At 70.6% G+C, this 14,563-nt stretch carries 9 protein-coding genes; 3 read left to right on the plus strand and 6 right to left on the minus strand.

The genetic code is table 11. The annotated features are described in order from the left end of the window. Positions 1 to 59: 59 nt before the first annotated feature. Together LUM46_RS18660 and LUM46_RS18665 are read right to left on the minus strand one after the other, a co-directional pair. On the minus strand, positions 60 to 998 hold the full coding sequence (locus LUM46_RS18660; protein ID WP_274996269.1) for an ABC transporter permease: 939 nt from the start codon (positions 996 to 998) through the stop codon (positions 60 to 62). Positions 999 to 1,033: 35 nt separating this feature from the next. After that, the gene (locus tag LUM46_RS18665; protein WP_274995895.1) at positions 1,034 to 2,572 is read right to left on the minus strand and encodes a sugar ABC transporter ATP-binding protein; all 1,539 of its coding nucleotides are present in this window, start codon (positions 2,570 to 2,572) and stop codon (positions 1,034 to 1,036) included. A 75-nt stretch (positions 2,573 to 2,647) separates the two neighbouring features. Here LUM46_RS18665 and LUM46_RS18670 point away from each other — a divergent pair, with 75 nt between their 5' ends. Next, a complete protein-coding gene (locus LUM46_RS18670) occupies positions 2,648 to 3,829 on the plus strand; it encodes an ROK family transcriptional regulator (RefSeq protein ID WP_274995898.1) in 1,182 nt (393 codons plus the stop codon). A 96-nt stretch (positions 3,830 to 3,925) separates the two neighbouring features. Here LUM46_RS18670 and LUM46_RS18675 read toward each other — a convergent pair whose 3' ends face one another. The 3 genes from LUM46_RS18675 to LUM46_RS18685 all read right to left on the minus strand — a co-directional run bounded on the left by LUM46_RS18675 (position 3,926) and on the right by LUM46_RS18685 (position 9,681). Beyond that, positions 3,926 to 6,889, minus strand: a complete 2,964-nt coding sequence (locus tag LUM46_RS18675; RefSeq protein WP_274995901.1) for a 3-keto-alpha-glucoside-1,2-lyase-like domain-containing protein — start codon at positions 6,887 to 6,889, stop codon at positions 3,926 to 3,928. Positions 6,890 to 7,201: 312 nt separating this feature from the next. Beyond that, the gene (locus LUM46_RS18680) at positions 7,202 to 8,602 is read right to left on the minus strand and encodes a methyltransferase (protein ID WP_274995902.1); all 1,401 of its coding nucleotides are present in this window, start codon (positions 8,600 to 8,602) and stop codon (positions 7,202 to 7,204) included. After that, on the minus strand, positions 8,599 to 9,681 hold the full coding sequence (locus tag LUM46_RS18685) for an SRPBCC family protein (RefSeq protein ID WP_274995903.1): 1,083 nt from the start codon (positions 9,679 to 9,681) through the stop codon (positions 8,599 to 8,601). The genes LUM46_RS18680 and LUM46_RS18685 overlap by 4 nt, the downstream gene beginning before the upstream one ends. Positions 9,682 to 9,787: 106 nt before the next feature. On the opposite strand from LUM46_RS18685, the gene LUM46_RS18690 reads away from it, so the two are divergent. Then, a complete protein-coding gene (locus LUM46_RS18690) occupies positions 9,788 to 10,408 on the plus strand; it encodes a TetR/AcrR family transcriptional regulator (RefSeq protein ID WP_274995904.1) in 621 nt (206 codons plus the stop codon). A gap of 10 nt (positions 10,409 to 10,418) precedes the next feature. On the opposite strand, the gene ligA is transcribed toward LUM46_RS18690, so the two are convergent. Further along, the gene (gene ligA / locus LUM46_RS18695) at positions 10,419 to 12,824 is read right to left on the minus strand and encodes an NAD-dependent DNA ligase LigA (protein ID WP_274995905.1); all 2,406 of its coding nucleotides are present in this window, start codon (positions 12,822 to 12,824) and stop codon (positions 10,419 to 10,421) included. A gap of 156 nt (positions 12,825 to 12,980) precedes the next feature. On the opposite strand from ligA, the gene LUM46_RS18700 reads away from it, so the two are divergent. Next, positions 12,981 to 14,501 (plus strand): flavin-containing monooxygenase, encoded by a 1,521-nt coding sequence (locus LUM46_RS18700; protein ID WP_274995907.1) that lies wholly within the window; start codon positions 12,981 to 12,983, stop codon positions 14,499 to 14,501. Positions 14,502 to 14,563: the final 62 nt, after the last annotated feature.

Genomic DNA, 14,563 nt, shown 5'->3' on the forward strand with positions numbered 1-14,563 from the left:
GTGCTCTGGGGTTGGCTGAAACAGGTACTGGGTAGGACTGAGGCCGCTGGAGCGGCGGCTCAGGTGCTCGTCGCCTTCTCGCGTGCGGCGAACCACTGCTGCAGGAGCACCGCGCCCACGATGATCGCGCCCTTGGCGATCGCCTGGACCGAGCTGTCGATGTTGTTCAGGATGAAGACGTTGGTGAGCGTCGAGAAGATCAGGACGCCCAGCACGGTGCCGGTGATGGTGCCGCGGCCGCCGGCCAGCAGCGTGCCACCCACGACGACCGCCGCGATGACATCGAGCTCCAGGAGCGTCCCGTTCGTCGAGGAGCCCGCTGTGGTGCGAGCCAGCGCCATCACGGCGCCGATGCCCGCCGTCAGGCCGGTGAGCCCGTACAGGTAGAGCGTGTGCCGCTTGATCTTGATGCCCGCGAGCCGAGCGGCCTCCGGGTTGCCGCCCACCGCGACGGTTCGGCGGCCGAAGGTGGTCCGGTTCATCAGGAACCACCCGGCGACCGCGACCACGATGAAGATCCACACGATCACCGGCAGGCCGAGCAGGTCGGCGCGGAAGGTATCGAGGAACGGATCCACCTCGACGAGCTGCGTACGCCGTCCGGCGATGAGTTCGGCGAGGCCCCTGGCCGCTGCCAGCATCGCCAGGGTGGCCATGAAGGCCGGCACCTTGCCGTACGCGACAAGTGCGCCGTTCACCAGGCCTGCGGCCAGACCGACGGCCAGCGCGGTGACCACCATGACCCACCAGCCGTAGTCCTCCGCCAGGTACTGGGTGGACAGCGTGGACGCCCAGACGGTGGACAGGCCGAGCACCGAGCCGACCGACAGGTCGATGCCACCACCGGTGATGACGAACGTCATGCCGATGCTCACCACGCCCGTCGTGGCCGCGAGAGCGAGCAGCGTGGTGATGTTGCCGACCGAGGCGAACCGACCACCCGTGGTGACGATCCCCACCACGCACAGCAGGAGCAGGGCGAGCACGAGGCCACCCATTCGCAGAGCCGGCCCTGACAGGGCCGATCGTCCTCTCACGGGACACTTCCTTCCATGACCATATCGAGCACGGCGTGCTCGTCGATGTCGTCGGCGGGGCTGTCGTGGACCGCCCTGCCGTCGGAGATGACCAGGACCCGGTCTGCCAGGCCCAGCACTTCGGGGATCTCGCTGGACACGACGATGACGGCGGCGCCGTCATCGGCCAGCCGGCGGATCAAGTTGTAGATCTCGGAGCGAGCGCCCACGTCGACGCCCCGGGTGGGCTCGTCGAGCAGCAGGACGCGGCAGCCGTGCACCAGCCAGCGGGCGAGCAGCGCCTTCTGCTGGTTGCCGCCGGACAGCGTGCGCGCGTCGCGGTCCACGGAGGCCGGCCGCAGGTCGAGCGCCTCGACCTGCTCCTGCGCCGCCGCGCGCTCGGCCTTCTCGTCGAGCCAGCCGCTGTGGGCGAGGCGCGCGAAGGTGGACAGGGTGATGTTCCGGTACACGGGCTCGTCCAGGAGCAGGCCCTGGCTCTTGCGCTCCTCCGGGCACAGGCCCATGCCCGCGGCGACCGCCGCGTCGACCCCGCCACGCAGGCGCTTGCCGCCCAGGCGCACGGTGCCCGATGTCGCGCGGCGGGCCCCGTAGATGGTCTCGAGGATCTCGGAGCGGCCGGAGCCGACGAGGCCCGCCAGACCGACGATCTCGCCGGCCCGGACGGTGAGCGAGACATCCTTGAAGACGTCGCCGAGCCCGAGGTCGGTGACCTCGAGGACCGGCGCTGCGGCCTCCGGCACGCCGGGGCGCTTCGGGAACGAGTACTCGACCGCGCGACCCGTCATGAGCTTGATCAGGTCGTCCGTCGGCGTGTCCGCGACGGACAGGCTCGTCGCGACCGTGCGGCCGTCCTTGATCACCGTGATGCGGTGACCGAGCTGCCGGATCTCCTCGAGCCGGTGCGAGATGTAGATGACGGCGACGCCGTCGGCGGTGAGCTCGCGCACGATCCGGTGAAGGTTCTCGACCTCCTCGGAGTCCAGCACGGCGGACGGCTCGTCCATGACGACCACGCGCGCGTCCCGGGACAGCGCGCGGGCCAGCGAGACGATCTGCTTGCCGGCCGCCGGCAGGCTGCCCACCTCGCGGTGCGGCGAGATCTCCGGGTGCCCGAGCCGCTTCAGGATCTCCCGGGTGTTCCGGGCCGCGTCGGACCGGCGGGTGACACCGCCCCGGGCGAGCTCGTGCCCGAGGTAGATGTTCTCGGCGACCGTGAGCCCGTCGACGACGTCCAGCTCCTGGTAGATCGTCGCGATGCCGAGGCCGAGGGCTGCCACCGGATCCGGGATGGTCACCGGTTCGCCGTCGAGCAGCACCTCGCCCGCGGTGGGCTGGTGCGCTCCGGCCAATACCTTGATCAGGGTGGACTTGCCCGCCCCGTTCTGACCCAGCAGGCAGTGCACCTCGCCCGGGCGGACCTCGAGGTCCACACCGTCGAGCGCCCGCGCGCCGGGGAACTCCTTCACGATGCCACGCATCTGCAGCAGGGGCTGCTGCGCCTGTTGCTCTGCCCCAGGGGGGTCCACGTCGACCATGGAATGAACGTAGAGGGACTTTTGGCGACGGTCAAGCAAAAGTCGCAACTTCGTTGACCATGATTGACTAGAGGCATGGTGGAAGTGGCACGGGAAGTGTTTCAGCAGGCGCCCAAGGTCTCCGGAGCGGGGGACATGTTCCAGCTCTTGCGCGACGGTCGGCCCCGCACGCGGGCCGACCTCGCAGCCGTCACGGGGCAGGCCCGGTCGACCGTCGCGGCGCGCATCGACCTGCTCATGACGGCCGGGCTCATCGCTCCGGCCGGCGAGGCTTCCTCGACCGGGGGCCGTCCGCCGGCGACGTTCGCGTTCGCGCCGTCCGCCCGGGTGGTGCTGGGGGTCGACCTCGGTGCGACGCACGCGCGGTTCGCCGTGACCGACCTCGCGTCCACCATCCTGGCGCAGCGTGAGCTGCCGCTGCTGATCACCGACGGCCCCGACGCGGTGCTCGACCAGGTCGCGCAGACGGGCGCCGAGCTGCTGAGCGAGGCCGGCCGGTCTGCCAGCGAGCTCGCCGGGGTCGGCGTCGGCCTGCCGGGGCCGGTGGAGCACGCGACCGGCAAGCCGAACAACCCGCCGATCATGCCGGGCTGGGACGACGCCGACGTGCCCGCGATCCTCGGCGCCCGGTTCCACGCGCCGGTGCTCGTGGACAACGACGTGAACATCATGGCGCTCGGCGAGCACCGGGCCGCCTGGCCCGACGTCGCGGACCTCCTGTTCGTCAAGGTCGCCACGGGTATCGGCGCCGGCATCATCGCCGACGGCGCGCTCCGGCGCGGCGCCCAGGGCTCGGCGGGCGACATCGGGCACGTCGCGGTGCCGGGCGTCACGGACGTCGTCTGCCGGTGCGGCAACATCGGCTGCCTCGAGGCGATCGCGAGCGGGCTGGCCGTCGCGAACGCGCTGGAGGGCGCAGAGAAGCCCGCCGACGTCGTCGCCATGGTGCGGGCCGGCGACGTCCCCGCGAGCCAGGCCGTCCGCCAGGCCGGCCGCGACATCGGCGCCGTGCTCGCCACGAGCGTCAGCCTGCTCAACCCGTCGATGATCGTGATCGGCGGCATCCTGGCCGACGCCGGCGAGCACATCGTCGCCGGCATCCGCGAGGTGGTCTACCAGCGGTCCCTGCCCCTGGCGACGCAGCACCTGCGCATCGTCACCGCCCGGACCGGCACCCAGGCCGGTGTCCTCGGCGCGAGCGCCATGGCGGTCGACCAGGCGCTCTCGTCGGAGGCCGTCGACCGTCTGGTCGCCTGACCCTGCCGAGGTAGAACCAGGGCGAGACAGAACTCTGGCGAGACAGCGCCCGGTCGCCGGGCTCTGTCTCGCCAGAGTTCTGCTTCGGCAGCTCGGTCAGCCGGCGTCGCCCAGGTCCTTGACCCGGATGTCGCGGTAGCTCACCGCCTCGCCCTGACCGTGGTTCTGCAGGCCGATGAACCCCTGGCTGAGGTCGCGCGCGGGGTCGGTGCTGACGAAGTCGTTCACCAGCTCACCGTTGAGCAGGACCTTGATGGTCTGCCCCTCCACCCGGATCTCGTAGGAGTTCCACGAGCCCACCGGCTTGAGCGCCCGCTCCACGGCCTCCGGGTCGGCGCCCTGGAACGTGTAGATCGCGCCCGTGGTGCGGTCCGACTCGTCGGTGGCGTCGATCTGGATCTCGTAGCCCTGGTTGACGGCGACCCACGGGTCGTTGCCCGGGTCCGGGAAGCCGACGAAGACACCGCCGTTGTCGTCCTTCTTGAGCTTCCAGTCGAGCTTCAGGCTGTACTCGTTCAGCTCCGTGGAGTGCCAGAGCAGACCCATGCCGCCGCTGCCGCGGATGGTGCAGTCGCTCTGTCGGCCGAACGAGCCCGGACCAGCCATGTTCCAGCCGTCCAGCGAGGCCATCGTGCCGTCGAACAGCGCGGTGTAGCCCCGCTCGTACCGCTTCGCCTCGCAGATGTCGTCACCGCCGCCGACCTTGAGGAAGTCGAGGTTGACGTTGCCGTCGTCGTCCTCGTCGTAGCGCAGGGTGATGGTGTTGTCGCCCTTGCGCAGGTCCAGCGACCGGGTCGCGGTCGCCCAGGTCTTCCAGGTGCCGGTGGACTCCAGCGCCCACGGCTCGACCTCCTCGCCGTTGACGAGCACCGACAGCGTCTTGGTGCCCTCGAACGGGTTGGGTCCGTTGGCGTACCGCAGGTGCACCGGGACGCTGCCCGCGCGGCGCGCGGTGGTCGTGAAGGTCGCCGAGGCACCTTCCTGGTTGAACCCGGCAGCGAACCCGGAGCCGGAGTAGCCGTTGTGCTCGTTGGCCACGTTGGCGCTGCCGCGGAGCGTCGCCTCCTCCGCCTCCTGGAATCCTGTCGGTGCCTTGTAGCCGGGGATCGCGTTGAGCGTGTACCAAGCCTCGGTGTTCCACAGCTCGCGGCCCTCGACGTCCGCGAACGGACGCGGGCTGCGCAGGTGCACCACGTACCCGGGCTGGCGCCCGTCCACCGTGAGCGTCACCTTCGTGCGGTCCTTGGAGACCTTGGCGCGCGACACGAACAGCTGCTGCTCGTCGACCTTCGGCCCGCCGTAGGCGCGCGTGGGCACGTAGCGCCAGTGGTCCATCCGGAACGCGGCGTTCGGGTCCTCGGCGATCTTCGCCACCGTCTCGTCCGAGAGCGGCTGCGTGTACTCGACCTCGAAGCCCTTCTTGGTGGCCCGCATCTCGGTCATGTCGAAAGCGTCCTCGCCGTTCGGCGTGAGCTTCTGCAGGCCGTAGCGCAGCTTGCCCGGCTCGCTCCAGTTGCCGCCCTCGCCGATGCCGCCGACGTACAGGGCGCCGTCGGGCCCGACCACCGTGCGGTTGACGCCGGCCTCCAGGCCTGCCGTGTGCCGGAACACCGCACCCTGGTACTCACCCTCGACCTTCTCGAGGAAGCCGCGCTGCAGACCACCGTAGGTGACGTCACCGAACACGAGCTGGCCCGCGTACGGACCTTCCTCGAGCTGCACCGGACCGCTCGGCGAGTTGCCGATCTCGTTCTGGGGCACCCACAGGGCGGGCGGCGAGACGGACTGGTCGTCGAACGGTCCCGCCGGGTTGGTGAAGTGGTTGAAGAACTTGCCCTCCTCGACGTGCACCAGCTTCGAGCTGGGCAGCCAAGCGCCCTGGTTGTCCATCACGAACAGCTCGCCGTCGGGGCCCTTGACCATGCCGTTGGGCGTGCGGAGACCGCCGGCCACGTACTCGAGCTCACCGGTCTCGCGGTCGATCTTGATGGTCGTGCCGCGGTTCTCGGCCGGCTGCGGGTCCGTGGTGGCGCCGCCGTTGTTGATGGCGACCGACAGGCTCACGTAGAAGTTCTCGTCGTCGTGCAGCAGGCCGAACGCGAACTCGTGGAAGTTCTCGCCGAACGGCCACTCGGCCACCGTGCGGTGCTCGTCGTAGAAGCCGTCACCGTCGGGGTCCGTGAGCTCTGTGAGCTTGTCACGCTCGGAGACGTAGATCGAGTCCTCGATCACGGCGATGCCCATGGGGTTGAACAGGTCGGTGGCGACCTTCTCGTAGGTCACCTCGTCCTTCGAGGTCTCGCCCGTCACGTTGTCGAGCAGGAACACCTCGCCCGGCTCGGGGTTCTCGACCCAGCCGCCGGGGCTCACCGAGCCGGACGTGACCACGGCGAGGCGGTCGTCGTCGGTCCAGTCGAGCCCGGCGACCATGGGCTCGAAGCCCTCCGGGCGCAGGTCGGTCAGCGAGTAGCCCGGGTACACGGAGTCGAGGCGCATGCCGTCGCCCGCCGTCTCGTCCGACCCCTCGCAGTACTTGGTGCCCGGTGCCGTCACGCGCACGACGCCGGCCTCGGTGCTCAGCACGCTCTCGGGGACGACGACGTAGTCCGTCGTGCCCGGCGGACGCCACTCGAGCTTGAGGATGTTGTCGTTGGTGTTGTCGAAGTACTCCACCCGCAGGTCGTGGAACCCCGCCTCGAGAGCGACGGTGCCCTCCTTCGACTCCGCGCCGTGCAGGCCGTCGTTGTCGATCACCTCGGCGTCGTCGATCACCAGCCGCGAGCCGTCGTCGCTCGTGAGCCGGAACTCGTAGTTCCCGGTGGACGGCACCGACAGGTTGGCGAGCGCGTGCGCGATGAAGCGCTCGCCCATGCCGAAGTCGGCCTCCGTGGCGTAGTCGATGGTCGGCTTCAGCTGGTCGACGTTCGGCGTCTGGCCGGAGCGGAGCGTGCACAGCTCGCTCAGGTCGCGCGCCATGTCATACGTCCTCAGGGTGACGCCGGGCTCCTGCGGCGGCAGGTCGTCTGCCGCCGACGCGGCGGGGACGGTCCCTGCCAGCATCACTGCTGTCAGCGCAACGGCAGTCGCGCCTGCGGCAGCCTGTCTCGCGCGGATTCTGGTTCCACGTTGTTTCATGAAATCTCCTCGGTCGGCATTGACCATGCGGCTAGAACCTACGAGGGACTTCTGCCGGTAGTCAAGCAAAAGTTGTAAACCAGACACCGTTACCGGTGCACGCTAGGGCGCCGAACCGCACGTCCCGCGTCGATCCGGGCCCCGATCGACCGGCAACTTTCGGCTCGACTACGTCGTGGACTGACGACCGCGTGGGTCGACGCGGGGTGGGTCGGGCGGCGGGGTGGGAGCGTCTGGTCACGTCATACCGTTCGCGGCCACAGCCGACGCGCATGCTCCCGTGCGGGACGGTCTGGGTCCCGCCCCGAACGCATCGGCGCCGAGCTGAGCGAAGTGCCGCACGACCGGCAGGTCGAGCGCCCAGCCTGCGAGCGCCCAGCCGAGGTGGACGTGCCCCAGCGCGCGGGCGATCGCGGCGACACCCTGGGCCCGCACCACGAGCGTCGGCCCGGACGCCTCACCCAGCACGCCGGACACCTCGTAGGTGACGCGGTACACGACCTCCGGATGCTCTGCCGCCGGACGAACCCGCAGGTGAACTGGGTTGTGGCGCACGAACCAGCGGGCGACGCCAGTGCACTGTGCGCAGTCCGCCGCGACCCACAGCGTGGCCGCGGGCATCACGGGCGCCGGACGCCAGCGCGGCAGCCAGGACCGCACCGATGCGCGATAGTCCCGGTAGGGCTCGCCGAACGCGTGCCGTAGCTGCTCCCCCTCGTGCCACTCGCCCAGCCCTGCGGAGTATCCGACGGCGACCAGGGTGCCGAGCAGGAGCGCGGGCTCGCCGAGGGTGAGCGCGAGCCCTGTGTAGGCGGCGGCGATGGTGGTCTGCATCGGGTTGCGCAGGTATGCGTAGGGCCCCGAGGTGACCAGGCGGGACGGCGGGTCGTACGGCAGGGGTGTGCCGCGCCCGGCAGCGGCGAGCTCCCGCATCGCTGCCAGGCCCGGCAGGCACGCGAGGAGCGCGAGCTGGACGCCCGTCGACGTGACGACCGGGGGCCAGTGCGGCTCCGGCGACAGCGCGACGACGGGAAGGGCGAGCAGGAGGCCGCCCGCCCATACCGCCTGCGCCCATGCCCGAACAACGAGGTGCCTCCGGTGCAGCGTCCAGCGGGCCAGGAACAACGCCGGGGCCAGGGCGGTCACGACCCCCACCGCCTCGCCGACCAGCCAGGCGTCACCGAGCACGACCACGGGCTGACCGAGCGGCATGACGGCCAGGTCCAGCCAGACCAGGGCGGCGGCAAGGAGCAGGAGCGGCCCGCGGCCGGTGCCCGGACCGGACCTGGCCGGGCGAGCGGTCCGGACAGTGCTCGGGTCTCGTTCGCCCCTCAGAGGGCTCAGGGCCAGGGCGGGCACGGCACCCCAGAGCAGCGACCAGCCGAGCCAGAGGTCGACGGGCACACCGAGCCAGACGGCCCCTGTCGCGTGGAACGTCCACCAGCCGAACGACGGCGCGACGATGTTCAGCGGCAGGAGCAGCAGCGCGGCCCAGGCCGTCGCGGTGACCGCCGCACCGACGGCGCGCGGGCTCGGCGTCCGCCAGGCACAGAGGGCGACCACCGCGAGCAGGGGTACCGCTACTGCCGCCCCCCGCACGATGACGGCGGCCGTGGCCGGTTCGAGCAGACCAATCACGCGCCCGCCCGCTCCGCCGCGTGCTCCGCCGTGGCGTGCTCCGCCGTGCTCGCGAACGTCTCGATCAGGTACTCGGAGGCCAGGCCGGACGCGTAGTGCTGGATCGGGCCGAAGTACCAGGAGGGGTCGAAGGTGCGCGTGTACTCGAGGGCCCAGGTGACCCGCGTGCGACCGGCGCCGGCCGCCTCCCACGTGACGTCCGCGGCGTGCAGGTCCATCCAGCGAGCCAGGGTCGTGTCGGAGGTGACGTCGAGGCGCAGATGGCCCCCGGTGGCAGACACCTGGGATTGCGCGACCCGCAGCGACATCGCGCGCGGCGTCGTCCCCGTGTTGATCCCCAGGCTGCGGCGCGGGCTGAAGGTCACGTGCCGCTCGTCGCCCACCCGGAGCCCGCTGCCGGTGGCGGACACCGGCTCCGGGAACGGGACCGCTCGCAGGAACGGGGCCTCGAACTCGCCGTAGGTGGGCGGGGCGGCCAGCGCGGCGGCCACCTGCTCGGGCGTCGCCTGCACGACGACGGTCGCGACGCCCGTGTCATCACGCGGCAGCAGGCTGAACCCGCCGATCCCCTCGGCCATCAGGAGAAGGAGCAGCGGCGCGACGGCGAGCGCCCGGCCGCGATGGTTGCGCGACCTCTGGATGGTGGATCCGATCGCGGCCGCCACGCCGTAGAACAGCGGCGCGGCGATGACCAGGCACACCACACCCTCGTTCAGGAACGGGCCCGCGAGCGCCAGGCCCACCGTCGTCGTCGCCAGGGCGGTGCCGACCGCGCTCCGGGGCCGCGCGGTGAGGATCACCGTGAGAGCGATGACCGCTGGGATGCCCACGTAGAAGAGGGCCGTCTGCTGCGCGTCCGCCGAGTCGAGGAGCTTGGCCACGAGCATCGCGGCGAACAGGGCGAGCGCGACGCCGGCCAGGAGCAGCCGGGCGCGCCGTGCCTCCGGCGCCAGCGGAGGGCGAGAGGTGTGCGGCGGTTCAGGATCGGCATCCCATTCCTCGTCGGACCGAGTGTCCCGGCGGGCCTGCCGTTCCGGGTCGTGGTCAGCATCCCGGGGTGGGTTCGTCGGTTCGCGCACGGGTTCCTCCGTCGTTGCCGCACCGCCTACCGCCTGTGCGTTTTGATCGATCGATTTAATCAAGTGATTAAAGCATATGATCAAGCGACGACGGAGGGAGCTGACGATGGCCCAGACCGGGCGCAGGACGGCCGAGGAGACACGCAAGCGGCTGCTGGACGCGGCGGACCAGGTGCTACGCGAGCAGGGCTACGCCGGGGCGACGGCGAGATCCATCGCGACGGCGGCCGAAGCCAACTCGGCGCTGGTCTTCTACCACTTCGGGGGCGTGGACCAGCTCCTCCTGGCGGCGCTCGACCGCGCGACCGAGGAACGCATGACGCTGCACCGCGCCACCGCGGCGAAAGCCCGGACGGTCGAGGAGCTCGTCGAGGCAGCGACCACCATCTACCGCACCGACCTGGAGCGTGGGTATCTCGCGCAGTTCGGCGAGCTCGTCGCCGCTGCCGTCACCAAGCCGGCGTTGCGGGCCGAGATCAGCGTGCGCGCGGAGCCCTGGGTCGGCTTCGTCGCCGAGCAGTGGGAACGTGTCGTCGGCGGATCACCGCTCGGCAAGCTCCTGCCTGCACGGGACGTCGCCGACGCCGCCATCACCTTCTACCTGGGTGTGAACCTGTTCTCGGTGATCGACCCGGACCGGCAGCGGACCGACGGCGTCTTCGCCCTCGCCGCTCGTCTCGCACCGCAGGCCAAGCTGCTCACCATGCGGCTGCCGGGCCGCCGGTGAGCCCGCCCGCTCACAGCGCCTCCGGACCACCCTCCAGCAGCTTCTTGAACCCGTCCTCGTCCAGGGTGGGGATCTCGAGCGCCTCGGCCTTGGCCGCCTTGGTGCCGGCGTTCTCCCCCAGCACCACGTAGTCCGTCTTCTTCGAGACCGAGCCGGAGGCCTTGCCGCCCGCGGCGATGATGGCCTCCTTGGCGCCGTCCCGCGTGAAGTCCTCCAGCGAGCCGGTCACCACGACGGTCAGGCCCGCGAGCGGGCCGCTGGGCTCGGTGTCCGCCTCCGCCATCGCCGCGGGGCCGGGATGCCCCGGCGTCGCGAGCTCCACGCCCGCCGCGCGCCACGCGGTGAGGATCTCCTGGTGCCAGTCCACCGCCAGCCAGGCCTTGATCTCGGCCGCGATCACCGGGCCCACACCGTCGACGGCCGCCAGCTCCTCCTCGGACGCCGCCTCGATCGCGTCCACGGAACCGAACCAGCCCGCGAGCGCCCGCGCCGCGACCGGCCCGACGTGCCGGATGTTCAGGGAGACTAGCTTGCGCCACAGCTCCTTGGTCTTGGCGCGCTCCAGCTCGTTCAGCAGCGTATGTGCCCCGGATGACGGCTCGTACAACGATTCTCCCGCCTCGGTCGCCGCCCGCTCCTCGCTCTTGGAGAGCTTGCGCTTCTTGCGGAACGGGGTGCGCACCCGCGCGACTCCGTCATCGTCCACCTTCGGCGCACCCAGCTCAGGGTCGCGGACCACGACCTCGATCGGCACGAGATCGTCGAGCGTGAGCGAGAACAGGCCGGCCTCTGTGCGCAGCGGTGGGTCCGCCGGAACCTGCGGCTGGGTCAGCGCGGCTGCCGTGACCTCACCGAGAGCCTCGATGTCGAGGCCACCCCGCGAGCCGATGTGCTCGACCCGTCCGCGCACCTGCGCGGGGCAGGACTCCGCGTTGGGGCAGCGCAGGTCGACGTCGCCCTCCTTCATCGGGCGCAGGGGCGTGCCGCACTCCGGGCACTGGGCCGGCATGACGAAGTCCTCGCGTGGGTAGCCGTCGTCGGCCAGGGCGGCGACCGGCCCGAGGATCTCGGGGATGACGTCGCCCGCCTTGCGCAGCACCACCACGTCACCGATGCGCACGCCCTTGGCCCGCACCACGTCCTGGTTGTGCAGGGTGGCCTGGCGCACCGTGGAGCCCGCGACCTTCACCGGCTCCATGACGGCGTACGGGGTGGCCCGTCCGGTACGGCCCACACCCACCTGGATGGCCAGCAGCCGCGTGTTGACCTCCTCGGGCGGGTACTTGAACGCGATCGCCCAGCGCGGTGCGCGACTGGTCGAGCCCAGCTTGCGCTGCCGCGCCAGGGCATCGACCTTGAGGACGATCCCGTCGAGCTCGTGCTCGATGTCGTGCCGGTGCTCACGGAAGTGCTCGATCATCTCGAGCGCGCCGTCCAGTCCGTCGACGACGCGGTTGTGCGGGGAGACGGGGATACCCCACTGCTCGAACAGGGCGTACGCGTCGGACTGCCGCTCCAGCTCCTCGTGCGTGCCCGCCTCCCACTGCAGGGCGCCCACACCGTGCGCGTACATGCGCAGACCCTCGACGCGGGCAAGTCCCGCCTCCAGCTCGAGGCCGTCCTTGTTCTCCAGCAGCTGGCGCAGACCACCCGCCGCGGCGTTGCGCGGGTTGGCGAACTGCGGGAACCGGCGGAGCGCGACGAGGCGCGCTCGTTCCACGTCGAACTGTTTGCCACCGGCGTGCCGGCCGGCACGTTCCTGTGCCTCGTCGACGACCCGCTCACGCAGCTCGGCCTGCAGCTCGTTGAGCCGCGCGAAGGTGGCGACCGGGATGAACACCTCGCCGCGCACCTCGACCACGTCGGGGTGGTCCTCGCCGGTGAGCTGCTGCGGGATGCTCGCGATGCGCAGCACGTTCCGGGTGACGTCCTCGCCCACACGACCGTCCCCGCGGGTGACGCCCCGCACCAGACGCCCTCTCTCGTACACGAGAGAGATGGCCAGGCCGTCGATCTTGACCTCGCACAGGAACCCGGGCTTGTCCGTGCCGAGGTCGCGGTTCACCTTCTCGGCCCACACCGCCAGCTCGTCGGTGCTGAAGGCGTTGTCGAGCGAGAGCATGCGCTCGATGTGCTCGACGGTGGCGAACCCCGCCGCCGCGGCGCCGCCGACACTCTGTGTGGGCGACTCCGGTGTCACCAGCGCGGGATGTGCCGCCTCGAGCTCCTGCAGCTCGCGCATCCGCGCGTCGTACTCGGCGTCCGACGAGACGGGGGCGTCGGCCTCGAAGTACGCCCGCCGGTCCTCCTCGATCCAGGCCACGAGCTCGGCCCACCGGCGCTGTGCGGTGGCCTCGTCGCTGGTCGCTCCTGCGGGTTCCGGGATGCCTGTCGTCTCGCTCACAGACACAATCATGGACTGAACCACTGACATCCGAGCGGCCAGCCGCTGGAGCCTGCGCCGAAGGGTCAGCCGACCTGGGCATTCGACTCGATCCGCCCCTATCGCGCATGGTCCGGTCCGGCTACCATTCGTGAAAAATGCCAGGAATCTACTGAGAGCAGGGGTCCCTTGAAGATCGCCGTCGTCGGTGCCGGCTTTGCAGGTCTGGCCACCGCGAAGATCCTCCGCGAGTTCGAGCACGACGTCACCGTCTTCGAGAAGGCGCCGGACGTCGGCGGGGTGTGGAGCGCGACGCGCAGGTACACCGGCCTGCGGACGCAGAACAACAAGGATTCGTACGCCTTCTCCGACCTGCCGATGCCGCGCGACTACCCCGAGTGGCCCACCGGCGAGCAGGTCCAGGCCTACCTCGAGCGGTACGTCTCGACGTTCGGGCTCCGCCCGCACCTGCGGCTCTCCACCGAGGTCGTCCGCGCCGAGCTGACCGACGCCGAGGACGGCTGGATGATCACCGCCCGTCGTGTCGGCGCCCCGGTCTCCGCGCCCGAGAAGTTCGACCACCTCGTGGTCGCCAACGGCATCTTCTCCGACCCGGTCTTCCCGCAGTACGAGGGTTATGCCAACCTCGTCCGCGCCGGCGGCAAGCTCGTCGCCTCCAGCCAGCTCAACACGCTGGACGACGCCCGCGGCAAGCACGTGGTGGTGGTCGGGTACGGCAAGTCGGCGTGCGACGTCGCCGCCGAGATCGGGCCGGTCGCCGAGTCCACCACGGTGGTGGCGCGCCAGCTGCTGTGGAAGATGCCCAAGCGCGTGGGCAAGGTGCTCAACATGAAGTACCTGCTGCTGTCCCGCCTGGGCGAGGCGCTGTTCCGCTACCAGGACCTGAACAACCCCATGGAGAAGTTCCTGCACGGCCCCGGCGACAAGATCCGCGCGTCGATGCTCGACAGCATCGGCTCCGTGGCGACCGTGCAGCTGAAGCTCAAGAAGCTCGGGCTGGTCCCCCGCGGGGAGTTCGCGGACATCGCCAACAGCACGGTGTCGCTGTCCACCGACGGGTTCTACGAGCAGGTCGCCGCCGGCACCATCGCCGTCCACCGCGACACCGAGATCGAGCGGTTCGAGGTCGAGGGAGACCGACCGGTGTCGGTGCTCAGCGACGGCACGCGGCTCCCCACCGACCTCGTCGTCTGCGGCACGGGGTTCCACCAGCGTGTCCCGTTCCTCGACGACACGATCTCCGCGCGTCTCCTGGACGACCAGGGCAACTACGAGCTCTACCGCCAGATCCTGCCCCACGACGTGCCGAACCTGACGTTCTCCGGCTACAACTCGTCACTCTTCTCGCCCCTGTCCGCCGAGGCCGGCGCCATCTGGATCGCCGCGTACCTCGGCGGGGCGCTCGACCTGCCGCCCCTCGAGGAGCGGCGCAAGCACGTGGCCGAGCGCGTGGCGTGGATGGAGAAGCGCACCCGCGGCAAGCACGCGCGGGGCACCAACGTCATCCCGTTCTCGATGCACCAGATCGACGAGACGCTCGACGAGGCAGGCGTGAACATCAGCTCGCGTGCTCGCGCGATCCAGTGGCTCCTGCCGATCGAGCCGTCCGTCTACAAGAGCATGGTGCCGCGCCTCAAGGAGCGGATCAAGGAGCTTGCTCCCAAGGAGCGGGTGGGCACCGAGGTCTGACACCGTCGTGCCGAGGTAGTCGTCTGGCGAGGTAGTCCCCAGCGAGAGCAGGGTGACTACCT

Source organism: Promicromonospora iranensis, from assembly GCF_028994805.1.
GTDB classification, from domain to species: Bacteria; Actinomycetota; Actinomycetes; order Actinomycetales; family Cellulomonadaceae; genus Promicromonospora; species Promicromonospora iranensis.

Excerpts from the sequence above, each read along its gene's own strand:
- LUM46_RS18670 (WP_274995898.1), top strand. The coding sequence starts at position 2,648 with ATGGTGGAAGTGGCACGGGAAGTGTTTCAGCAGGCGCCCAAGGTCTCC.
- LUM46_RS18675 (WP_274995901.1), bottom strand. The coding sequence starts at position 6,889 with ATGCTGGCAGGGACCGTCCCCGCCGCGTCGGCGGCAGACGACCTGCCG.
- LUM46_RS18665 (WP_274995895.1), bottom strand. The coding sequence starts at position 2,572 with ATGGTCGACGTGGACCCCCCTGGGGCAGAGCAACAGGCGCAGCAGCCC.
- LUM46_RS18660 (WP_274996269.1), bottom strand. The coding sequence starts at position 998 with ATGGGTGGCCTCGTGCTCGCCCTGCTCCTGCTGTGCGTGGTGGGGATC.
- LUM46_RS18690 (WP_274995904.1), top strand. The coding sequence starts at position 9,788 with ATGGCCCAGACCGGGCGCAGGACGGCCGAGGAGACACGCAAGCGGCTG.
- ligA (WP_274995905.1), bottom strand. The coding sequence starts at position 12,824 with ATGATTGTGTCTGTGAGCGAGACGACAGGCATCCCGGAACCCGCAGGA.